Origin of the sequence: Paenibacillus haidiansis, from assembly GCF_036553665.1 — a bacterium.
Taxonomy (GTDB): domain Bacteria; phylum Bacillota; class Bacilli; order Paenibacillales; family Paenibacillaceae; genus Fontibacillus; species Fontibacillus haidiansis.
Genome location: NZ_JAZHPZ010000007.1, coordinates 109297 through 132074 on the forward strand (window position 1 = coordinate 109297; position 22778 = coordinate 132074).

Here is a 22778-nt window from a genome sequence, read left to right on the forward strand (position 1 = left end):
AACTTGATTATGTAACAGTTTTGCGTATTGGAAGTGTATGCGTTTACTCCTCCAAGGGTTATCCTACCATTTAAACAGGAGTAAAAGCAAAAAACAGAACGATAAGGAGCGTGCCCAGCATGACCGACTCGCGCTATTTGAAACGGACGATTATTAAAGAGGAAGTCGAATGCAACAGCCTTGGAGAAAAACGAAAACTGCGCATCTATCTCCCCCCCGGCTACAACGAAATTCTAAGTTATCCTGTCGTGTACTGTCAGGACGGGGAAGAATTTTTTAATTTCGGACGGATTGCCACCCACAGTAACCGGCTGATTCTGGACGAAGGGATCGAACCTTTCATTATCGTCGGCATTGAGGTCGACACGTCGGTCCGGACGGAAGAATACGCTCCTTTCGGCAATCGGTTTGAGGCGTACTGCGCCTCTATTACTGAAGAAATTATACCCTTTGTGGAACGCAATTATCCGGTTCGGAGCGAGCCGGACGAGCGTATTTTGGCCGGGGATTCGCTCGGGGGATCGTTTTCGCTCCATCTGGCTATGAAAAATCCCGAACTGTTTTCCAAAATCATCAGCCTGTCAGGCGCTTTTTACGAGCCGTCCCTCAAATTGATCGCCACGGAAGCGGACTTGTCCCGTCTTTCCCTCTATATGGTCGTCGGTTTGCAGGAGCAAAACTACACGACCGATACGGGCACGTACAATTTTGTGGAGCTGAACCGTCGTGCCAAGGAACTGCTTGAAGAACGCGGAGCCAAGGTCGAATATTTCGAAAAAGACGGGAAGCATCTTTGGGGCTTCTGGCAGCAGGAATTGCCGGATGCGCTCATCCATTTCTTGAAGTGAAAACGACACACGAAAAAAGGCTGCCCGTCAGGGAGAGCACTGAAAAAGTCGTTGTTTTGTTGCCGCGAGTAACAGAACAACGACTTTTTTCTCTTTAGAAAGAAAAGAAGACTCCTTTCTAAGCCATTTTGGGGGATGCTAATTTCACCATCCGTTTCGCATTTACAACAATGGCCGTCAGAACCGCTTGTATGCGCATGCCAATTAGACCTCGGCTATACTGTGAATTTGCCAGGCCATGATGGTTTTTGAGCTCATGGTTCTTTTGTTCAATTTTGTACCGCATTCGGTATCGCTGCTTGAACGCTTCGGAGTTGTGGTACTCTACCGCTTTTTGTTTAAACTCCGGTATAATCGGAACGGAATAGGTCTTGGATTTGGCTCCTGGCTTGTAGCAGCCCTCTTGCAATGGACAGTCTTTGCATTTCTCCACGTCAAAGAAGAAGGTCAACCGTTGGCACTCATTGCCGTCCTTTGGACCCATCTTGGCTTTTCGAATACTGTGTTGCCCCGCTGGACATTCCACGGTCTCGCTGTCTTTATGGTAAACGAACTTATCCCGGTGCTCGTCCTGATGTCCATAGAGCATCATTTCGTTTAGTTGAATCGTTGGCGTAATGCCATCCCTTTCAAGCAATTTCAGGTTTGTAAAACTGCCATAAGCCTTGTCCGCAAGTACTTCTTCTACAACCAGTCCTGTTTCGCTCGTGTGTTTCATTAATTCTGGAAATGCCTTGGGATCACTCACATTGCCCGGCTCCACTTTTATCGCCGTTATAATGCCATCCTCGGTCATCGCTATGCTCTCTTTGTAGCCAAAAAATGAAGTTGTGGCGCTTTTCCAGCCGAATCGGGCATCTGGATCAATCGCTGACTGAACGCCTTTCCAAGCCAACAGACGCTCATCGCTCACAATCTTCTTTGTTTCCTCAAGTCGAGATTGTACTTGGCCTTCTGCATCGGGGAGCAGTTCTTCAACAGTCTCTCCCAGATGAGCGAGGTAAGCGAGTGCTTGTTTTTCCTGTTCCCTGATCTCTCCTTCGAACTCAGGCATCTTGGGTAGTTGCTTCAGCAGTTTGCTATTGTGCTTTTTTACTGCTCGCTGCAAACGGTTAGCCGCTTGTTTGAGAACTTGTAGCGGTTTTGAAGCCTCATATTTGGAGTGCGTATGAGTTGCATCAATGAGCACAGCCGAGGACTTAATGAGTCCTTTTGCCACACACTGCTTGACCACCTCAGTCAGCAGGTTCTCCACTTCGCCTGCTCCAATCTTATGAACACGAAAAAGAGAAAGCAGAGAAGGATCGGGCAAAGGGTCTTCCGGATTTAGACCAACAAACCACTTATACGCCAGATTCACTTTCGTCTCCTCAATGACCCTCTCATCAGAGAGGTTGTACAGCTTTTGAATAAAGATCAGTCGGAATAACATCTCAGGATCTTTCGCACGACGTCCGTAAAAGAGATTGTAATGACCTTGGACGAAATCAAGAATGAAGGAGAAATCGATCAGTTGATGAATGCGAATAAGAAGGTGATCTTGAGGGATCAATTTATAGAGTTCACTATGAAAGGAGAGCGTTTGTTGTTTGTTCAGTTCTAACACGAAATTCACCTCTACAATATTATATCAGATTACCGCGGTGAATCGATGAATGCACGGGACAAAAAAGACTGATGATTGCTCATCAGTCTCACTTACATATTCTGTAACCGTTTTTCAGTGATCTCCGTCAGGACAGCCCTTTTTTACAGATTTTCGGATTTTGTCTCTATTTTGCCCGTTTGGAGCGAGCGGCTCGGAAGCTTCCATTTATAATGTACGGACAGCATCCGGAAGAATACGACAAAGACGAACAGCAGCAGCAGCCCTAGCGTTGACTTGAATAGGCCTACCCCGATGGCCAGACCGGCGAGTATCGCCCACACGGCGTAAATTTCGTCCCGCAGCACAAGCGGTTTCCGCCCGGCCAGCAAGTCGCGAATAATTCCGCCGCCGATGCCTGTCAACACGGCCGCCACAACGATCGCGCTGATCGGGTGCTTCATATCGCTCGCGTAGAGCGCTCCCTGGATGGCGAAGGCCGACAAGCCGATGGCGTCAAAAAGCGCCTCCGTCCGTTTCCAATGGTGAATCCAGGACATCGGCAGAACAAAGGCTACGATCACGGAAAATATCGCGAGCGCAATCAAATCGCCTTGCGACCACAGCGTCGTAACCGGCACGCCGATCAACACATTGCGGATAATCCCCCCGCCGAATGCCGTGACCAGGCCCAGCACGAGAACCCCCAGGATATCGTACTCTTCCTCCATCGCGACAAACGCCCCCGACATCGCAAAGGCGATGGTGCCGATAATGCTAAAGATATCGAACAAATGCATTTTATCTCTTCCCTGCCCTCTCTCCCCTGATATCCTTGTCCATTGTATTCCCGGGCCGCTCAATTGTGCAAGCCTTAAAACTAAACTATACTGGTAATATGCGGGCTTATTGAATAGAAAGGGAGTTTTTGCATGGAAGCGAATCGAGTGCTTATCTTTGCCGGCGGTAAAATCGATCCCGCCTTCTTGGAGGACATCCGGCAGGACGATATGATTATCGGCGCGGATCGCGGAGCCTTGTTCCTGGTAGAGCATGGAATTCGTCCGGATATTTCGGTCGGTGATTTCGATTCCGTGACCCAAGAGGAATTGGACAGCATTAAAAACAATAGTAAAGAAATAATCGCATGCGACGCGGTAAACAAAGATTTGACCGACACCGAGCTGGCTTTCGACCTGGCGATCGAACGGCATGCCGGCGAAATCGTGATGATCGGGGTTCTCGGCTCCCGGCTGGACCATACGCTGGCGAACATCCAGATGATGCTGCGGGGAATGCAGCACCAAATCAACAGTGTGATCTGGGACACCAACAACTATGTTACGCTTACCGGCACGAGTTGCGAGATCGAAGATCGCGGGTACACCTACGTATCCCTGCTTCCGCTAACGACGGAAGTCACCGGTATTCATCTCGAAGGATTCATGTATCCGCTCGACGACGCCACCTTAAAGATGGGCCAGTCGCTCGGGGTGAGCAACCGGCTGAAGGGCAAGCGAGGCACCATCCGGATTGAGAGCGGACTTCTGCTTATTATTCAGAGCAAAGATTAATCGTAAATAAAACAATATTGTAACCATTTGTTACGATTTTGGTTGCGCTATTAAACATGAAAAAACCCTTGAAAAATCAAGGGTTTTTTCATGTTTTTTTGCACTTGAAATTTGAAGTTCTTACTTTTTTGTAAACTTTAATTGTATTTTAATAATCGACCTTAATCCGTTGCGGGACAAGGCTCTAGACCCAGTCTGCCATAATTTAGGCAGTTAAAAAGCTGTTATACTTCATATCGAACCGGTCAACTAAAACAATAACTTTGGAGGTATAAACAACATGAGAACGCAACTATTCCAAAAAGTATTGACGGTAGGTATAGCATCGACTATCGGATTCAGCACCCTGCTGGCCAGCGGTGTTGGAGCTGCACCGGCCCAAACTGCAGAAAGCGTGGCCACATCGAAGGCATCCCAAATCATAAACTACGGTAAAACTTTTATGGGTACCCCTTATAAATTCGGCGCATCTACTTCGACAACAAGAGTATTTGATTGCTCTTCCTTTATGAAACGTATTTTCGGGAAATACGGCGTATCGCTTCCGCGTACTTCCGCCGCGCAATCGAAAGTCGGCAAAGCCGTATCCAAATCGAATCTGAAAGCCGGCGACCTGGTGTTCTTCTCCAGCGGCAGCCGGGCAAACGGCAAAAATGTAACGCATGTGGCGGTTTACATCGGTAATGGTAAAATTATGCACACCTACGGCAAACCGGGCGTAACGATCTCCAATCTGAACTCCGGCAACTGGAAAAGAACTTATCTGAAAGCCCGTCGCGTACTTTAGTATCTAAACTTACGTCTTATTCACTTATTCAACCTCATACCTGATATAAAACCCGATAGCCTCTCTATCGGGTTATTTTTTATATACCCTACCGGCTATCTGATCATGTAACCTGTTCCGCGGACAGTATGAATTAATTTGCGCGATCTCCCCTTATCGATCTTTTTGCGCAGATGGCGGATATACACGTCGACCACATTCGTTCCGGTGGAAAAATCGTATCCCCATACCTCCTGCAAAATCGCCTCGCGTTGGCAAACCTGCTCCGCTCTTTTCATTAAATATCGCAGCAAGTCGAATTCCTTGGGCGTGAGCTTTATCGCCTCATCGCCACGGAAGGCTTTACGGCCCTTGATTTCCATGCGGAGGTCCTCATATTGCAGGTCGTTAATATAACCGTCGGAAAACCGCCGGTACAGCGAGGTTAAACTGACGATCCGGGCCGCGAGTTCGCGCAGGGGCACGGAAGCGTCGACCACTTCATTGACCCCGGCCTCCAGCGCCTCCACCGCTTCATCGGTGCTCCATTCCTCCAGCAAGACCATCACCGGAAAGGAAAGGTCCTTCCCCATTCGCTCCAACTGTTCATAATAGCCCCGGCCGGTCGCCTTGACCATCAGGATCAGAATCCCGGGCATTTCCCGGGACAGCGCTTCCCCGATATTGTCTGTCTCCCCGTTCAGGGTCACTTCGAACCCGGCCTGCTCCAATTCCATACTCCGGCTCAAGCCCGCAGCCGGATCTTCTTGTATCAGCAATACGCTGTCCATATCCACTTCCCGCCTCTTGCTCCAGCTTCTGAACTATCGTACTAATTAAGATGGTCAAAATAAAAGCAAACCATTCCGCAAAAACACCTGCGAAAAGGTTTGCCTTGTCTTAAATGACTTTCGAATAGTACCGTTTGCGGTTTATCCCAAGTATCTGTCGTAAATCGCTTTGGCCTCCGCCGTGTCTTTCGTTCCGTGAACCAGCGCTCTTCCGTCTTCGAATAAGACAAGCCGATTCTCCCCGAGCGAGAAGGACAGCAGGAACGGATTAACCTCCACCCGGCCCTCCTCAAGCCGCCGCAGCTTTTGGGCGATTTCCGCCAGATTCAGTTTGCGTTTTGCGGCGGGTCTGATCTGGACGGTATCACGCCCGCATAGCACTTCCGATTTGCGGTTATGCGCCGCGGACAAGAACGGATATGTCCGCTGCTCTCCGCAAGAGAGGCAATCGTTCCGTTTCGCCGCACCTACCTTAACCGAACTCTGTTCGTTGCGCCATACATCAAACGTCAGCAGTGTTCCCCGCAGCGCCTCCGGATGGCCGGTGAGCAGCTTCAGTGCCTCCGTGGTTTGATGAGCGACGACGAGCTGCACGGCCGGCGGAATGACCCCGACGGTATCGCAAGTGTCGCCGCCAAGCGGGATGGTGCCGAGCAGGCAGTTCAAACAGGGGGTTTCCCCCGGCAGGATCGTAAACGTCATGCCGTAACTGCCGACGCATCCGCCATAAATCCAGGGAATCCCGTATTTTTGCGATATATCGTTAATCAGGAGCCGGGTATCGAAATTGTCGGTCGCATCAAGCACCAACTGTACTCCCTGAACCAGCCCTTCGATTTCTTCATGTGTCACATCCATAATATGCGTCTCGATTTCTATCTCGCTGTTGATCTCCGCAAGCCGTTTTCCGGCCGCCGCGGCCTTCGGCATCCGGTTTAGCGCGTCCGCTTCCGTATACAATTGCTGACGCTGCAAATTGCTCCATTCCACATAATCACGGTCCGCAAGGATCAAACGCCCGACCCCCGCCCTGGCCAGCGTCTCCGCGATCCCCGTGCCCAAGGCGCCCGCGCCGATAATCAGGACCGCCGATTCCGCCAGCTTTTTCTGGCCTTCCGGGCCGATCGGCGCAAACAGCTGCTGGCGGGAATAACGGTTTTGATTCGCATTCATCTTGTGACTCACGATCCTTTCGACAGCTCCTAGCTGAACATTCAAGAGTTAATTTTAGCATAGAGGGACGGCTTAAGTAACCTCCATGGCCAAAATGATATTGAACGTTCATAGGTAACGGCCTTACGGGTAACCTTAACTGATTTCACGGGGTTGTCTGCAGGCATGACTTCTCAAAATACCCGGCCGCCGCCGCATCTTTGGCGCTGGCGAACACTTCCTCCGCTTCTCCGGTCCAGACGCAATTTCCGCCGAAAGTGTATTTGATCCCCGTGGACGGGTCTGTCCCGCCGTAAACCGGCCGCCCCTTCACCAGCCTGCCGCCTCCAAGCGCATAATTATTGTAATACCTGTTGCCTACGGGAATTCCCTGCAAAAACACCAGCACTCCCGTGTCGTCGATCGTATTGTTCCATTCTTCCTGGGGGATCAGCGGTAATGTAAAGGTGTAGTTTACGCCCAATCGCCGAGCCAACGTATTATGCCGGTTGATCGTCCCGGCAAGGTCGTCCTCGATGCTCCGCACGATGACCGAACGCCTGACCCGATCGAAGACAGCTTCATCCTGCAGAAGCGGGATATGTAAACCAGCGGCCAATTCCTCGCGGAGTCCGGTAGTCTCGCTTCCAGTGATCCCGTCGATGGCCGTAATCCGGCTGTCAAAGGTGAATGACAAGCTGTTTCCCTCGCCATCCATATATACGTACGGCTTTTTGGGGCGCCAGCGATGTTCCACCAGCGGAGTCCCGTCCTCCCCGGCCGTTTCCACCAATGCATATATGGAATAGCCGTCATAATCGACAACGACGACCGCCGGTATGTACAGCATGAACGTCCGCAAAGCGAGCGGGTCGTCGGCGATGCCGAAGTTTAACGCAAGTGTATTAAGAAGCGCCTTCAGCGCTTCCGCTTTGTCGGCCCGCATAAATTTATCCGATCCGTAACCGGTTTCTTTGGCCTGAAGCTCATTCAGGTTAAGCGCGGCCCCGGAATCCTGGGCGGCCGTTCTCAATGCCGCCGTATACTCGATTTGCAGGCGGTTTGCTTCCTTGGCCTGTTCCGTGTTCCACCCGGAAATCCAGATCAACGGACCTGCGATCAGTACGAAGATAATCGCCCAATCAGTAATCTTCATTCAGCACCATCCCTCCGTAAGACAGATGCTGCGTAATTCCGCTTCCGGGCGTAAGCCCGTACAGAACATCGGAGAACACGTCAAAGGAGGAACGCGAACGGCGTTCCAGGGTCACCTTCAAATAATCACCCGCTTCCAGCTTATATCGCCGCAGTCCGGGATCGCTTGCAGCGGATGAAGAGGGAAAGATCACCGGAAGGATGTCCTGTGTATAATAGGCGTCGTAAACGACAGTAAAGTCGCCCTTAAAGGTCCCGGAATCGGCGGGATCATCGTACTCCGGGTGGTATTTCTTGTGGCGGTGTTCCAATTCGATATCATATACCGCACCCGCGGCTTCTAATTCGCCAGCAAAATCCTCGTACATATCCGGTGAAATATACCCTTTGTTTCTGACGGCATCGGTAAACTGCATCAGCGAATTATAGGCCGCAAGCGCCCGAAAATCTTCCTCCCGCTGCGCAGATTGCATTGCCGGGAACAAGAATAACAGCAGTACTGCGAGCAACGCCGCGGTGATATGGGACAATACATTGCTCAATGTTCCGCCTCCCTGTCCTAATCGCTGTGAAAATCCAGTGACGTCAGCGTCCCTTCCATATCGAAGGAGGTGTCAGCCGTGTATTGGCCCCGTAAGTCAAGCAGAGATAAAGCAAAGCGGAGATCCCGGTCGAATTGTTCGCCGCCCGGATCGGTCGACAGCCCGTCATCGAAAGGAATGACCGTACCGTCGATGCTCACCGTTGCCCCCTCCGCTTCCCAATTCCGCAGGCCGTACAAAATTTCCAGCCCGCTGAATCTGCCGCTCCCATCCGTGACGGCCCAGCCCTCGCCGGGCGCTCCGACCGAGCCGGTTGCACCGCTTCCCCATCCTTGCCCTGATTCCGCGAGGTCCGTTAAGCTCCGTTTTTGATTTTGGAGGAATGGAATCAGGCTCCGCAGAGCCTGGTCATGCCGTGCAAGTAGATCCAGAGTCAAGAAGACAGCGCCCAGGCACAAAGATATTGCCGTACATAACCACAGCAGACTCTTCGCATTATTTTGCATTTTCGCTTCCTCCCCAAGTGAATTACTTTGCGACGGTAGTTTGGGTAAAGGTGATTCCCCGCACCACATTGGAATTGTCTTTGATCACTTTCGCTTTGAACTTGCCGCTTGGGTTGACGTATTCATCCAGCTTCTCATTCCATGTATCGCTGATGTCCGCGCCGCTGGAACCGCTGACCGAGCCGTACTCTTCGGCCGAGAGCGTTCCGCTGATTTTAAGGATGTCCCCGTACCACTCTCCCGAACTGTTTTTCCCGGTTTTCACCTGAATGCCGAATTCTTCGCGATCCCGGAATTTCCTCAGGGCGTTCGTCACTTGCGAGCCGCTCACCGTCGTATCGTCATACACCGTGAACGACGCTTGCGACAGCTCGGTTTGAATATCGGAGAAATTGTTCTGGGCGGTCTTCGTCGCCTCCTGCGCCGAAACGAACAGGATGACCACGATTGTAATCAAGGCGATTGTCAAAAATATGCCCGCCGCGACTTTCAACGCGGAAGATGCATTGTTCATATGTAATGCCTCCTTTAATTAATGGATTGATCAAATATTTTGAATTTGCTCAAAATAGATGCCCATCTGCTGAAAACTCATCCAGATTAGCGGAATGACTAAATACGCAAATACGAGACAGTACATCGGGGCGAACCCGATAAATCGGCCCAGCTCCGCTTTCGTCTCCAGCGACTTCTCGTAATCAAGCCGCCTCCGCTCAAAATGGAAGGACATGTCACTCTCCAGTTCGTCGAACGCGTCCGCGATCGTGATCTTCTCGGCGGCCGACAGCAGCCTGTCCGCGAGCTCGCGGAATTCGTCCAGCCCCGCCTCCTCCTTCATCTGCCGCAGCGCTTCCTCCCCGCCGTGGCCGTAATGAAGCAGACATTTTTGCAGCGGGGCTTTGAAGATTACGGCATACGAATGCAGCCATTCCAAAATTTCCTCGACGGAAATCCGCTCCAAATCCCGTAAAATCGTAATCAGCGTCTGGAATTGATATACTTCCTGCCGCATGTCCATCAGCCTCATCCTTCGTTGAAACATCAGAACCCATACCGGCAGATGATAAGCGATGTAACCGGCAAACAGGGAGATAAGCAATTCCCACCATTTTAGATATTCGCCGCCGATCCGGCTCAGTTTGTTCATGATCCGCAGAACGGTGGCGGAAAGCTGCTGCTCGTCCGGCATTTGTCCTCCGCTAGAATTATCCTTCCAAGCCGAACGAACGGAAGCGGAGATTCCGTCGGGATCGTTGTCCGCCGCGTTGCCGATTTCCTTGATCACACGCTTGTCCAGCTCGGCCGTCTTCGCCGCCGCTTCGGCATCCTTTTGGGACAATGTTCCGAAAAAAACATAGCTTGCCGGAGGCTCCGCCATAATCCAGTTTCTGCTTTGCCAATGAAGAACCAGCAAGGCGGTTACCGTAACAAGCGAACAAATCGCAAACAAGACAAGCCGCCGTAATTGCAAGATTTCCACCCGAAGCTCACGATTGGTATCCTTGAGCAGCTGCCGCAGCCGGTCAAATGCCGCTGTGCCGGGTCGCGGAGTAAACCAGGCGGCAATTTTCCGCAGCATGAACCATTGCCCGACACCGGCAAGCCAGTGTATTTTATTCCTCCCGGCCCGGTAGGACGTCTCCTCTTCGCGCTTCATCTTTTGCAGCAGGATATAGCAGACAAAAATAACGACGAACAGGCCGATTTTGATCAGCACTCCGGCTTTACTTAAATAGAACTGATCCATCAAGGGAAAATTTCTCCGGGCCCACATCTCGATCGGTTTCGTGAAGAAAACCGGGGCCAATGCGATAAAATTCAAGCCTTTGAGCAAATAATCGAGCTTGCCGCGGCGAATCAGTTCAAGTTGAATTTCCTCCGCGAGACTGCCGAGTCCCCGCAAGTACAACGACCCTTTCTCCTTTTTCCGATCCCCGAATTCCATCACCAGGCGGGAGATGCCTGCAAACACCTTTAAAAACCGGTTCGGCGCGGTTTCATAATATTTATCCAGCGCTTCATCCGGCCGATTGTCACCCAGCGCTTCATATATCCGGCCCACATGCGGGCCGATCTCTTCTCCGGCGGTTTCCATCGCTTCGTCGATCGCATCGCTGACCATGCCGTGGCGGTGATAAGCATGCCGCACGGCCGTAAACAAGCCCAGCATTTGCGTAAGCAGCTTGATATCCATCCGGTTGATGTATCCGTCCAACAATAAATCTTGAGTGACAACCGCCGCGATCAATAAGGACAGAACAAAGACCGGATTCGGATTCATAGCCGTCAGCAAACCGATAACAACGGTAAAAGCGCCTGAGATTAGAGTTACAAACTTCATCGTTTGACGCCTTAACGCAAATTCATCATAGATTTGGAGCAGGGATAGCCTGCTTCGGACTTTAAGCACGTAGTGGCGCAACGGAGGGAATTTCAGCGCTATGGCGTAGCCTCTTAAAAGAGATGAGGATACAACTGCGCGGACTAGCCGAATCCCCCCCCGACTTTCCGTTTGATCGCCATAACCGTTATCGCCGTCCCGCCGACCGAACCATCGTCCCAAACTGTATAACAAAAGAAAAAGGCAAAGCGACAGGCCGGAAAGCCACAATAGTACGGTTTTAAGCTCCAACGGTCTCCCCCCAGTACATGGCCAAGAAGCTGTCGAAACGTCCGGCATCTTCCGGCGTCATCTCGCCGGACATCTCCTTCCGGCTGCGGTGCGATAATGGCTCGACCGGAATATAGGCTCCATTTCTGTACTCGACGATTACCCGTTCCCGATAACCGCTTTTGAGGCCCGCGGCCGCTTTATGCCGATAAGAACGGTTATCGACACCGGGCGGCATCGGATTTTCGTCCTCATCCGGGCAGCACTCGCTAATCCGTTCGATGTATCTGTTCCCAAGATGGTCTTTGCGCAGATGAATATCGAAATCGATCACGCCGGCCACCTGCATCTCGGCCATTGCTTCGTCCCGAAAGACGCCGGTCTTGAGCAGCGAATTGCGCAGCGATTCGATCAAATCGCGGAATGTCTTAGCGTGGTGGGTGAACAATGTGAACAAGCTGGCTACCTGGGCCATCTGCACCATCCAGGCGGCCACCTCATCGGTCGCCACTTCCCCCAGGATGTTGACGGTGCCGTCGGTTTTTTTTTGCAAATCCAGCCCGGCTTGCCCGGACACATACTCCGTTTCTCGGAAGCTCAAAATATTGCGCGCGGTGTACATGTTCCGCAAGTGCAGCTCAAACGACATCTCCTGAACGCGGAGCGTATAGGAGGGGTAGATGTACTTGACCAGCGCCATCATCAGCGTCGTTTTGCCCGACCCTTGCGAGCCGGTAATCGCCGTGATCCGACTCCCCTTCATCAAGTACTTCAGCAGCCCGATCGGCAGATCGGCGTTCTCCCCTTGGATCAAGCTTTCAAGCACGGCGCTCTTAACATCGAACTTGCGGACGAAGAACGCCCAGGTTTCCGCAAAAGGCGGGCGTACCACAACAACCCTGGAGCCGTCCTTCATTTCGTTGACTTTATACCCGTTCGCCTCGGACAATTGGCCGGGCAGATTGAACTTATAAATATTTTGGCAGACCCGTTTCAATTCGGCCTCGCTGCCGAAGGACAAAAACGACAAACGGATGCTTTTCCCCTTGTAAAATATCCAAATGCTGTCCCATGAACGGGATACCTGCCTGCCGTCTTCATCCCATCGGGTTTCATGGCGACCGGGTTCATCGTCCGCGGCCGAGCCTAACCATATCGAGCTGTCGCCCGGAATTCCGCTGACTCCTCCGCTGACTCCGTCGATCCGCTGTTCGCGGATGACGTCGATCACCGAGAAGCCTTTATACATTTGGTAGACTCGCTGCACAACCAGGTCCAGCTTCTCCTGAAAAGAGAGAAGACGGTATTCACGGTAAAATACAACATCCACATCATCGGCGTTGATTTCATAGATATCCGCCTCCTCCTCATCCGGCGACGGTTTAGGCGAATCGAGTTCATATTCCTCGATCAAAGCGGTAAGAGCTTCGGCTCCGTGTCTTTGTCCATACAAATACAACACGATTTCAAAACGGTCCTGCGGCGAGAGCTTCTCCCGGTTACGAAAAGGAATGATATGATCGATATTATGTTCGGTAATGCCGTATCCGCTAACCAGGAGATCGCGAATATAGGACTTTACGTACTGTTTATCCCTCTGATCTCCGAAGGTGCAGCCGCGCAGCGCCTGTCTGAGCTCGGCCCTGGCCTTCACTTTCCTCGTCCACGCCTCCTCGCTCATCCCCCATTCATTCGTCGGGTTGCGGCTTAATTCGTGGATTTGATGCTTGACATAGTCCACCAGTTCGCCGAAGGCATACGGATCGCGGGACGGTGGCGGCTTCACCGCACCTTCCTTCGAACTGCGTGCTCTTAACCATAAGCAAATCAGACAAATGGCAAGCAAACTTACAATTCCTAACGCATTCTCGGCCCATTGATCCAAAATCAAGCCCCCTTTTCGCTGCGGAGCAATCCCGGTTTGCGGCCCGCCATCTCATATAAGCCCAGGCAAAATTTGCTCAGCCCGTCCAGCGGCCCGTCTTTCGGTTTTCCTTTGCGGTGGATAAGACTGCTTAACCGGATATGCTTCAAAATATTACCGTTATTCCAGGCATCCATAAATTCGGTGCTGTAGGGAATGCCGTAGATCGGAAGCTTGCAGCCGAAGCGCCGCTTGATATTTCCGGCCGTCCAGTGGGAAGCCGGGTCATAATGGTGAAGCAGAATTCCGTCGGCAAATGTTATCTCCCGGTTCCGCTCCCTATACTCTTCAAAGAACCGCTCCAGCTCAAGCCGGTTTTGGCGCAGCACGGGAAAGTGCATTTCCTTGCCCTCCCTATACGGGGCCCTTTCCGGCTCCCTTAGCTCTGACGCATCCGACCGGGTAAAGACGGAATCATAGGCCTCTTCGGCAACCGAATATAGCAGGGACAGGCTTCCATTACGTTCGGCGATTTCCCGCTCCTGCCGCCCCTCAGGCGAAAAGCCGGGCACAAGGTCCAATTTGCCGGCGATCGCCGGGTAGGTGTAATCCTGGAAATTCCCTTTGCTTAGCCGCTGATTGGCGGCCAGACGCAGCAGCGCATCCATGCCGGATTCGGCCACCGGGGAAGCGGAATCGGTGCTCCCGCCTGCATACCGGCTCCCGCTGCGGCTGCCAACCCCCGCCTCGACGCCTTTTCCGGCCGATTCTTCATTGACCAGCAGAACCCTGCCCGCGAACATCAGCGCCGTACAGATCGCGGCGGAAGCGGCCAGCTCCGCCGAACTGCCGTGCCCGTAATCCCAGCAGACGATCTTGCTCATGCCCTCCTCCTTTCCGCGTGCCTGAGCGCCCGTTTCGTTTCGGGAGCGCTCCAGCCCGCGAGGTCGGCGACCAGCGTCAGCAGCGCATTTTTGTAAGCTCTGGAAATCCGGCCGATGCTGATCGTTTGTGCATGCTCGTTTTCCATTTGCAGCGCCTCGTTCGACTCGCTCCAGGGGATTTTGATATAGTCCCTGTTCCACCGGATCGGCAGTTCCTCCATGTAACCCAAGATATAATCGGCTGTGAGAAAGCTGTCCAACGTGCGGACAAACACGGGCCGAACGGCCATGTTCGCAAGCTGCGGCCATCTGTTCAGCAGGTGACCGAACCATTGGGCGCTGCACTCCACTTCATACCGATCGTAGGTCGTAACCCATAAGACAGCGTCGGCACGCTCCCAAAGCCCGCAAGACCCGAATTGCAGCATTTCCGTATCATACAGGCAAAAGTCGTACGATGCCGTGTCCGCGGCGCCGATACCGTCCGCAATATCAAAGCCGCCAAACTCCGTCACAGGCAAAGCGGGTTTTCCGTTTCCCGTCAAGATCCGGTACTTTCTACCGTCGGTCATATCGACCAGCAAAGCCTTCCTCCCCGCACCGGACAGCACCTTGCACATATAGAGCAAAAGATCCCGCTTATCGCTCTTTCCGGCAAAAATCCAGCTCTTCAATTCATCCGCTCCTTTCATTCCGGGGCATCCATGACAAATTGCCCATCATCGCCGCCATTACCCGGAGATGCCGCGGCCTCCGCCTGGAGTCCGGCAAACTCGGCGGCCGCCTGGGACGACATCCCGGCGAGATCGGCTTCCAATCCGGCACGAGCCGATTGGGTTAAAGCATGCTCGGCACGCTCCACGATATTCGGATCTTTCTTGATCAGCTGCAACACCGCCTCATTGACCGGATAGGTCGGAACCGCCTCGACCTGCAATCCGGGCTCCACATACAGCAATGCGTATATCGAAGCTTTATGCATGTATGCATCGACGATCGCGCTCGAGAGCGACAAGATTTCGGCTTCGTTTAATGTCGTCGTAACCGTACCGGAGGAGGAAAGCTTGCCGACCTTTTTCTTGGACAGCAAAATATAGTCCTGTCCGGTCGGAAACTGGATCCGGATATCGATAAAATCTTGCTCCCGCAGCGCCGCCGGAAGCTGGATAAATCCCATTTCCCGGTAGCGCAGATCGTCGGATGCCGGCTCCTCTTCGTAGAGCAGCGTATCGGTGAGCAATGTATTCGGGGCGAGGGTCAGCTTCGCTATTTTTCCGGCGATCGAGTCCCGCGACTTCACCAAATCCGCCGGAACGCTGCCTTCCGGCAGTTCAACCGGAATGACATCTCCGCTCCCAATCACATGGCCTGCCTTAATCTCTCGGGCGGGTGCCCAGCCTTGAACCGTCTGACGGTCCTTGGCTTCCTTGAGCCCCCGGATTTCCTCTTCCAGCCTTTGCCGAACTTCCAGTCCGGCCGCATTCATCTCCTTGTTATGCACAAATGTATATCCGCCGACTGCCAGCGCCGCAATCAGGGCGCCGAGCAGTCCGGCATAGAGCAGCTGTTTGGTCCGCCGCCTGAGTCGGAACATTCAATCGCTTCCTTTCCTGTTTCTTCGCTTCCATCGCAAACGACTTCTCTCATGGAACATAAGTTGCGGCAATACGGCTCCGCAAGCTTCAGCAAGCGCCTCCTCCGTCTCCCTTCCGGGAGCGAATGGCTCGTATTCGACCGGCAGGGCGTATATGTGTCGCGTTCCCATAAGTTTACGCATCGTCCTGACCGTTTCCGGCGAAGCAAGCGGGATGCAGCATATCCAATTGCGCCGGCCGGATACCGTACCGCTCCCGTCCGTACGGAGCGTCAAATCCTCGCGCCGCCATTCCGCCGCCGAACCGACAAGAATGGAAAGATCGGCCCGGGCGAACTCCTCCGCAAGCTCTTTGCGTCCGCTGGACCCCAAATCCAAAATAATGAATGCATATCCTTCGGAGAAGAGCGTAAGTAGCTCCGCACGGGATGGAGCCCGTATATAATCGACGCCGCGAAAGCGAAAGCGCCGCATTCCCGCAGCTTCTTCTGCGGCGAATCCCTCTTCCGCAAGCCGTGCGATACGCCGAAAAGCGCCGGATTTCGCGTCCATCTCAACCGTGCAGACCCTGCCGCCGCGGCGCAACAGCGTATGAGCCAAAACAACCGAGGTATGCGTTGCACCCGCCCCCGGAGCGGCTCCCATCACCGCGATGACGGAAGACCGTGCGGGTGCGGTTCCTCCGTTTACCGGACGTTTCGCCGCAAAATCCTCTTGCTTTGATCCGCCCGCAGCCAGGGAGGCGGCGATCCGCCCGAACGCCTCCCTCGTCTCCGCCGCGTTTTGAAAACGGCACTCGGGTTCGGTTTGAAGCAGCCGCGAAACGGCCGGTTCCAACGGCAGGAATCCTCTTCGGCGGAATTCCGCTTTCGACTCGTCGCCCCAGGAGGTAAATTTGCACCCGGTTCCCAAATACAACAGCACGGCGCCTAACGAATATAAATCCGCCCTCCCGTCGGTCTGCCTTCCCCCGTAATGCTCCGGCGAAGCAAAGCCGATCGTTCCGAGCTTCACCGTATCCTCCGTCACCTGCCGTTTGTATCTGCGCGCAATACCAAAGTCGACGAACCGGATCTCGCCTTTGCCGTCGATCAGCAGATTGGAAGGCTTCAAATCCCGGTGGATGATCGGCGGCCGAAGACCGTGCAAATAATCGAGTCCCTCGCAGATTTGCTTGCCGAACCCAGCCAGCATCAGCGGGCTTAGTGCTTTCCCCAGCTTCATCGCATATCGGTCGAGATGCTCTCCCTCCACATAATCCATCACCATGTACGCGCAATCACCGTCCTCTATCCGGAAAAAATCGGCGATCCGCGGCAGTCGGTGATGATTCAAGGCGATCAAGAGCGCGGCTTCTTCCGCCAGCCTGGCTACAAGCTCGGCCGAGATCGAGCTTTCTTTAATAGCCCAGTGCTTACCGGGCAGCTTCAAATCCGATGCAAGATATACCCGGCTCATGCCTCCCTCCCCGATGATTTGTTCTATCTTGTACCGGCCCGCCAATATTCCCCCGCGTTCATATCGGGGCTTAAACGCCAAGGCAATTCCCCCTTTCCGGACACAAAAAAGGGAAAGTCTCCGATGTCTCCCTCCGGCAATAAGCCGAAAGACCGACAGGGGATACTTTCCCTTGCGTCAAATTGATTTGTATAATTTTGGAATCAGTATAGAACAAATGTGCAGCCGCTGTAAAGCATTTTTTTCGCAAATTTTAATTCATGACGTTAATATTTAATCATATATAATGTAATCTCATCGCGGTTGTGAAACAATTGCTTGGCCCGTTGCACCTGTAGCCGCGCCTCCTGAAACATGCCGGTCACTTCCTGGATCAGCGCCATCGGCTTTTTGCCCAGCAGCTTCACAGTCACCACGGCCGTACCTCCGGGGACGAGCGCATAGAGCAAATCCGCGACCATCCTCGCCGTCAATTTCGGACTCCAGCTCATATCGCAAACCAAAAGGTCGAACTGGTTCTCCCGGAATTTCACGCTGGCCGCATTCTTCCGCACATGAGTCAGGCGCGGAGAAGCCAGTACATCCGGATGCAGCTTCGCCGGATCCACCGCCGTGACCTTTAAGCCGCGCTCCAGCAGAAACGAAGTCCACCCCCCCGGAGCGGCTCCGATATCCAGCGCTTCATGAAAAGCCGCGAAATCGATGCCGAACACGGCTTCCGCCTCCAAAAGCTTGAATTTGGCTCTGGATATTTGGCCTTCTTCCCTTTGAAAGCGGATCGCCCCGCCATTCCAATCGGACAAATTCGCCTCGGGTACGTTCACTCCGGCATAAACCGCGTCCTTAGCCGCAAATACGGAGACAATGAGATCGGAAGCTCTCACCGCGAACTCCGCGTCAAGCTCCGCAAGCCCTTCTTGGATCGCATCTTTTAGTTCCGCCGCGCTGCCGCTCCATAGCGAGCCTTCGGCTTTTCGCGTTTGAATGGCCAGCTTCTTCCCGGCAAGCCTGGAATCGGCCAGCAAAAATTGCAACAAATCTGCGAGCCATTCCCCTTGGGTTATCGGCGTGTCGGAGCGCTCACTTTCATTCGGAAGCTGCCATTCCCATTCGACCAGAAACAGATGCCGCAAAAACATCGGTTCCCGGCGGCTTAATTGTTCGGCGACTTGGAAGGCGGAGGCTTTGAGCGTTGCGGCGAACACTTCACCCGGTACAAGCAGCGTGCTTTTCACCGAACCAAAGGCTCTGCGTAGCTCTTCCTGCGCGTATGGAGCGAACCCGTGATTGGCTGTACATATATATTTGGAGGAAACCTCGGATTCGGCCGGGGTTTCCTGCAGAATCCCGTTGTCTGAATTCAACCCTAGCAACCTCCCGCTTTACGTTCAATCTCATCCAATCGGTCGAACGGAATCGGCCCGTTGTGCAGGATGACATGTTCCGGTTTGTTCTGATATAAAATTTCATACATGCTTTTTTTGCCGTACATGCTTGAGGTATGCAGGTAGATTTCGCGGGCATAAAGCCCTTCCCGTACCATGGCGGCTGCAATGTCCGACCCCGTTTTCTCCCCGGGACCCATATCGAAATCCAGCGATAAAATATCCACTTCCGCAAGCCGTAGCAATTCCAGGCATTCGTCCACCGACCTGGCTAACGTAAAACCGACCGGACAACGCCTGAAGTCGTCCATATAAACATGAATCACATCATTTCTTCCTTTCCGCGAATATTCCCAGCGTCTAAGCTTCCATCCAACGCCCTACCAGTTCTATATCTTCTCTATAGGTTCCGTCTGCACCGGTTTCGCTCTCCAATATGAGCGGCTTCTCCCGGATAGCCTCGGTTTCCAGCAGCCGGCGAAAACCGCTCTCGCCGATATACCCTTGGCCCACCCGGGCATGACGATCTTTGCGGGATAGGTGCGGGTATTTGGAATCGTTCAAATGAACCGCGGCCATAGCGTCCAAATAGCCCAGTTGTTCGGCCTTTGGAACGAAAGCGTCATCTCCTGCGCCGCCCCACATCCCTGCGGCAAACGCATGGCATGTATCCAGGCAGAAACCGATTCTATCCGGCGCTATGGACAGGTTGCGGATCTGAACAAGCTCCTCCAACGTCATGCCCATTCCGCCATGGTCCCCGGCCTGGTTTTCGATCAGCAATTTGGCCTTGCCCTTCCAACCGCTGAGCACTTCATTTATACATTGTATAATATTTTGGTAACCTTGTAAGGGGTTTCTATCCTTATATGTGCCAAAATGAACAACGATTCCCACCGATCCGCAAGCCTCCGCGATCTCCAGATCGTTGCGCAGAGACAGCACCGTGCGCTCGAACTGCCCGCCTTTTTCACCGGGGGTTGCCGCAAGATTGCTCGGATAAGGCGTATGGGCGATGCTCAGGATATCATGCTCGCGGCATAACCGGCGGCAGCGTTCGGCATCCCGCGGATCAAAGGTCTTGACCGTAAGGCTTCGAGGGTTCTTGGGAAAATACTGAAACGCTCCGGCCCCCAGCTGGAGAGCGGCCTCGGCCGCCCCCGCGTATCCGGCTCGGATGCTCAAATGCCCCCCGATCTTCGGCTTAGCGCTCATGTTGGCAGCCCGGGCTATAAAAAACTTTCCGCCCGTTCATCTCGCTTTTCACAATCTTGTCCCCGCAGCGGGGACAAGATTCACCTTCCCGGTCGTAAACGCGGCAAAGCTCATTCGCTCCGCCCGTCAACGTATCGTCCTTCGTGAGCGGCATTTCCATATAACCGCCCGCGTCGGTCATCTCGGTCAGGACGTCGCGCATGGCCCGGTATAGACCGGACAAATCTTCCGCGTTCAGATCTTGCAGCTTTGCCGTCGGTCTCAGTCCGGCGGCAAAGGCGATCTCATCGGCGTAGCAATTGCCGATGCCGGCGATGAGATCCTGATTGACGAGCGCGGTCTTCAGGCTGCCGCGCCGTTGGGACAAGAGGCTTATGAACAACGCTTCGTTCATCTTGCGTCCCAGCGGTTCGGGCCCCAAATGGGACAGCGCATCCTCCGCTTCTTTGGCGCTCAGCAAATGCAAATATCCGAGTCTCAGACCGATAAAATAAAGCACCTGGCCCGAAGCGAACGAGATCTCGATTTGCGTCGACCGCGAAGGCCGGTCATCCCGCGAACCCAAATAAAGCAGTCCGCCGAGCATCAGATGCAGCAGCAGACGGCCCCCGTTGTCCAGGTGGAACAGCAGATGCTTGGCCCGGCGCTCCACAAAGATAATTTTTCTGCCGATTAATTCGTTTATGAAATCAGCCTGCGATAAGTTCAGCGACTTTTCCCGGTTTACGGTTACCCCGGTGATCGGGAGATCCAAAATATGCTTCGATAACTGGATTCTGTAATTTTCCATTTCCGGCAATTCCGGCATGGCTCATCTTTCCTTTCATTTGTACAAAGTAAATATCATCCGCGGCGGACAATGAGTTCTCGGACTTCGTCAAGCGTACGGCAGGTTAAGTCGGGATGGACCCCCGAGGAGGCGATGAAGTCCGGCAAATTGGCCTCGGTCGTTACGCCCGTCAACGTCAGTATCGTCCCGCAGCCGGCATTTATCCCTGCCGTGATATCGGTCAGCATATTGTCGCCGATTACGGCGACCTCTTCATTCCTTAGCCCCAGCCGATCGATGGCATGCTTCATCAAAATGCCGGACGGCTTGCCGATTACGATCGGCTCCACGCCGGAGGCCGCTCGAATGGCGGCCGAAATCGTGCCCGCTCCCGGCATCAGCCCTTCCTGCGATGGAAGCAGGAGGTCCGGATTCGTCAGCACATAACGGGCTCCGCCGATAATCCAGCACGCCGCTTTGGCTAGTTTGTCATATGTAAATGTTCGGTCGATTCCCTGTACGACAAAATCGGGACGTTCCTCATCTAGGATAAGGCCCGCTCCCTGAAGCGCGTCCAGCAGCCCCGCTTCTCCGACCGGAGCCACTCTGGCTCCCGGCCGCAACTCGGCCACATACTCCGCAGCCGCTACGGCGGAGGTGCATACCTCCTCCTCCTTGGCCGGGATACCCATGCCGGTCAAATGGGCGGCCACTTCGGCGGGCGTTCGCGACGAATTGTTCGTGACGAACAAATAGGGAATTCCAGAGCTCTGAAGCTCGGTAATCAGCCTGTCCGCTTGCGGGATCATCCGGCTGCCTTGATATAAAGTTCCATCCAGGTCGATCAAATACGCCTTCCAGGATGCGAGTGTTGTATTCATGTTTGCACCTTCTTTGTACCATTGTACAAATAATAATAAAGGGCAGGCAAATTTCCCGCCCGGACTTTCAACATTTCGTGTCAGAAGCGGAAACTAGAGCGCAGGTATGCGTCGAAAAGCATCGAAGCCGGCCAAATTCATGTTATATTTCATTAGCAAACTTTGCAGCCGGCTGTCACTTCCTGCGCTTTCCCGGAAAATAATTCATGAGCTTCTCATTACGGGATAGAGTTCATGCTCCCTTGCAAGCCGTGTATTCGGGAACACCGCCTCGGCCTCGCGGAGCAAAAGCAGCAATTGATCCTCATATTTATAGCGGGAACTGAAATGGGTCAGATACAAACTTTTGGCTCCCGCTTCATTGGCGATTTCCGCCGCTTGCTTGGCCGTGGTGTGATGATAATCATAAGCCGTTTCCTTCAGTTCATGCAAAAATGTCGCTTCATGCACCAGGGCATCGGCCCCTTCCGCGAGCGGAATTTCCGCCGGACAAGGTCGCGTGTCGCCCAGAATCGTAACGACCCTGCCCCGCTTCGGTTTGCCGAGGACATCCGCCGGAGACAATATGTTGCCCTCGGGAGTCACGATGCTCTCGCCGCGTTTTAATTTGCCGTACAATGGCCCGGGGCGGATTCCGTTTCTCGCCAGCAGGTCGGTGTCCAGCTTGCCCGGCAAATCCTTTTCGACGATGCGGTAACCGTAACTGGCGATGCGGTGATCCAGCTTCGCCGACTCCACCCGGAAGATCTCGTCTTCAAACACGGTGCCGCCTTCATGCTCCACGATATTTAGCTTGTAGTTAATACGCGACTCGCTGAGATCGAGCGCGGTATTTACGAATTTCTTCAATCCCGGAGGGCCGAACAGCGCGAGCGGCGTGTCGCCGCCTTGGTAGGCTCGGCTGGCGAGCAGGCCGGGTAGGCCGAACAGATGATCACCATGCAAATGGGTGATGAAAATGCACTCCAGCTTGCTCAGCTTCAGCGGAGAGCGCAGGATTTGGTGCTGCGTGCCCTCGCCGCAATCGAACAGCCAAAACGAACGGCGCTCGTCCAGCATCCTGAGCGCGAGCGAGGTCACATTCCTTTCCAGGGAAGGCACCCCGGCGTTCGTTCCCATGAAATACAATTCCATCGCACTAACCTCCCGTCTATGTAATCTGTTTATCCCATCAGCATTGCCAAAACCCTCCGATAAT

23 protein-coding genes are annotated in these 22778 nt (G+C 53.4%); 3 read left to right on the forward strand and 20 right to left on the reverse strand.

Going from position 1 to position 22778, the window contains the following annotated elements; genetic code table 11:
* Nucleotides 1-119 precede the first annotated feature (119 nt).
* Complete coding sequence (locus V3851_RS15555) at nucleotides 120-848, forward strand: alpha/beta hydrolase (protein ID WP_331847473.1); 729 nt, start codon at nucleotides 120-122, stop codon at nucleotides 846-848.
* A 118-nt stretch (nucleotides 849-966) separates the two neighbouring features.
* On the opposite strand, the gene V3851_RS15560 is transcribed toward V3851_RS15555, so the two are convergent.
* Nucleotides 967-2454: an IS1182 family transposase gene (locus tag V3851_RS15560; RefSeq protein WP_331847474.1), complete on the reverse strand. Its 1488-nt coding sequence runs from the start codon at nucleotides 2452-2454 to the stop codon at nucleotides 967-969.
* A 143-nt stretch (nucleotides 2455-2597) separates the two neighbouring features.
* Nucleotides 2598-3233 carry a trimeric intracellular cation channel family protein gene (locus V3851_RS15565; protein WP_331847475.1) on the reverse strand — a complete coding sequence of 212 codons (636 nt, stop codon included), beginning with the start codon at nucleotides 3231-3233 and terminating at the stop codon, nucleotides 2598-2600.
* A 132-nt stretch (nucleotides 3234-3365) separates the two neighbouring features.
* Here V3851_RS15565 and V3851_RS15570 point away from each other — a divergent pair, with 132 nt between their 5' ends.
* Together V3851_RS15570 and V3851_RS15575 are read left to right on the forward strand one after the other, a co-directional pair.
* Nucleotides 3366-4007: a thiamine diphosphokinase gene (locus tag V3851_RS15570; RefSeq protein ID WP_331847476.1), complete on the forward strand. Its 642-nt coding sequence runs from the start codon at nucleotides 3366-3368 to the stop codon at nucleotides 4005-4007.
* A gap of 280 nt (nucleotides 4008-4287) precedes the next feature.
* Nucleotides 4288-4794 carry a C40 family peptidase gene (locus tag V3851_RS15575; protein WP_331847477.1) on the forward strand — a complete coding sequence of 169 codons (507 nt, stop codon included), beginning with the start codon at nucleotides 4288-4290 and terminating at the stop codon, nucleotides 4792-4794.
* 95 nt (nucleotides 4795-4889) lie between these two features.
* Here the strand turns inward: V3851_RS15575 and V3851_RS15580 are convergent, their stop codons facing one another.
* The 18 genes from V3851_RS15580 to rnz all read right to left on the reverse strand — a co-directional run bounded on the left by V3851_RS15580 (nucleotide 4890) and on the right by rnz (nucleotide 22714).
* Nucleotides 4890-5564 carry a response regulator transcription factor gene (locus V3851_RS15580; RefSeq protein WP_331847478.1) on the reverse strand — a complete coding sequence of 225 codons (675 nt, stop codon included), beginning with the start codon at nucleotides 5562-5564 and terminating at the stop codon, nucleotides 4890-4892.
* Nucleotides 5565-5705: 141 nt separating this feature from the next.
* Nucleotides 5706-6737, reverse strand: coding sequence for a thiazole biosynthesis adenylyltransferase ThiF (locus V3851_RS15585; protein ID WP_331847592.1), 1032 nt, complete (start codon nucleotides 6735-6737; stop codon nucleotides 5706-5708).
* Between the two features lie 145 nt (nucleotides 6738-6882).
* Complete coding sequence (locus tag V3851_RS15590) at nucleotides 6883-7872, reverse strand: hypothetical protein (protein ID WP_331847479.1); 990 nt, start codon at nucleotides 7870-7872, stop codon at nucleotides 6883-6885.
* Nucleotides 7859-8413 carry a hypothetical protein gene (locus tag V3851_RS15595; RefSeq protein WP_331847480.1) on the reverse strand — a complete coding sequence of 185 codons (555 nt, stop codon included), beginning with the start codon at nucleotides 8411-8413 and terminating at the stop codon, nucleotides 7859-7861. The genes V3851_RS15590 and V3851_RS15595 overlap by 14 nt, the downstream gene beginning before the upstream one ends.
* A 17-nt stretch (nucleotides 8414-8430) precedes the next feature.
* Nucleotides 8431-8919, reverse strand: coding sequence for a hypothetical protein (locus V3851_RS15600; protein ID WP_331847481.1), 489 nt, complete (start codon nucleotides 8917-8919; stop codon nucleotides 8431-8433).
* Between the two features lie 22 nt (nucleotides 8920-8941).
* Nucleotides 8942-9433, reverse strand: coding sequence for an ABC transporter permease (locus V3851_RS15605; protein WP_331847482.1), 492 nt, complete (start codon nucleotides 9431-9433; stop codon nucleotides 8942-8944).
* Nucleotides 9434-9463: 30 nt separating this feature from the next.
* Nucleotides 9464-11260: a hypothetical protein gene (locus V3851_RS15610; protein ID WP_331847483.1), complete on the reverse strand. Its 1797-nt coding sequence runs from the start codon at nucleotides 11258-11260 to the stop codon at nucleotides 9464-9466.
* Nucleotides 11261-11540: 280 nt separating this feature from the next.
* Complete coding sequence (locus tag V3851_RS15615) at nucleotides 11541-13415, reverse strand: ATPase, T2SS/T4P/T4SS family (RefSeq protein ID WP_414859325.1); 1875 nt, start codon at nucleotides 13413-13415, stop codon at nucleotides 11541-11543.
* A gap of 2 nt (nucleotides 13416-13417) precedes the next feature.
* Nucleotides 13418-14278: a hypothetical protein gene (locus V3851_RS15620; RefSeq protein ID WP_331847485.1), complete on the reverse strand. Its 861-nt coding sequence runs from the start codon at nucleotides 14276-14278 to the stop codon at nucleotides 13418-13420.
* Nucleotides 14275-14970 carry a hypothetical protein gene (locus tag V3851_RS15625; protein ID WP_331847486.1) on the reverse strand — a complete coding sequence of 232 codons (696 nt, stop codon included), beginning with the start codon at nucleotides 14968-14970 and terminating at the stop codon, nucleotides 14275-14277. Before V3851_RS15625 ends, V3851_RS15620 begins: the two co-directional genes overlap by 4 nt.
* The gene (locus V3851_RS15630) at nucleotides 14967-15872 is read right to left on the reverse strand and encodes an SAF domain-containing protein (RefSeq protein WP_331847487.1); all 906 of its coding nucleotides are present in this window, start codon (nucleotides 15870-15872) and stop codon (nucleotides 14967-14969) included. Before V3851_RS15630 ends, V3851_RS15625 begins: the two co-directional genes overlap by 4 nt.
* A complete protein-coding gene (locus V3851_RS15635) occupies nucleotides 15873-17411 on the reverse strand; it encodes a serine/threonine protein kinase (RefSeq protein ID WP_331847488.1) in 1539 nt (512 codons plus the stop codon).
* 185 nt (nucleotides 17412-17596) lie between these two features.
* Complete coding sequence (locus V3851_RS15640) at nucleotides 17597-18694, reverse strand: SAM-dependent methyltransferase (protein WP_331847489.1); 1098 nt, start codon at nucleotides 18692-18694, stop codon at nucleotides 17597-17599.
* A 2-nt stretch (nucleotides 18695-18696) separates the two neighbouring features.
* The gene (locus V3851_RS15645; RefSeq protein ID WP_331847593.1) at nucleotides 18697-19038 is read right to left on the reverse strand and encodes a cyclic-phosphate processing receiver domain-containing protein; all 342 of its coding nucleotides are present in this window, start codon (nucleotides 19036-19038) and stop codon (nucleotides 18697-18699) included.
* 37 nt (nucleotides 19039-19075) lie between these two features.
* On the reverse strand, nucleotides 19076-19930 hold the full coding sequence (locus V3851_RS15650; RefSeq protein WP_331847490.1) for a deoxyribonuclease IV: 855 nt from the start codon (nucleotides 19928-19930) through the stop codon (nucleotides 19076-19078).
* The gene (locus V3851_RS15655; RefSeq protein ID WP_331847491.1) at nucleotides 19920-20738 is read right to left on the reverse strand and encodes an Fpg/Nei family DNA glycosylase; all 819 of its coding nucleotides are present in this window, start codon (nucleotides 20736-20738) and stop codon (nucleotides 19920-19922) included. The genes V3851_RS15650 and V3851_RS15655 overlap by 11 nt, the downstream gene beginning before the upstream one ends.
* Before the next feature lie 35 nt (nucleotides 20739-20773).
* A complete protein-coding gene (locus V3851_RS15660) occupies nucleotides 20774-21580 on the reverse strand; it encodes a TIGR01457 family HAD-type hydrolase (RefSeq protein WP_331847492.1) in 807 nt (268 codons plus the stop codon).
* 204 nt (nucleotides 21581-21784) lie between these two features.
* Nucleotides 21785-22714 carry a ribonuclease Z gene (gene rnz / locus V3851_RS15665; RefSeq protein ID WP_331847493.1) on the reverse strand — a complete coding sequence of 310 codons (930 nt, stop codon included), beginning with the start codon at nucleotides 22712-22714 and terminating at the stop codon, nucleotides 21785-21787.
* Nucleotides 22715-22778: the final 64 nt, after the last annotated feature.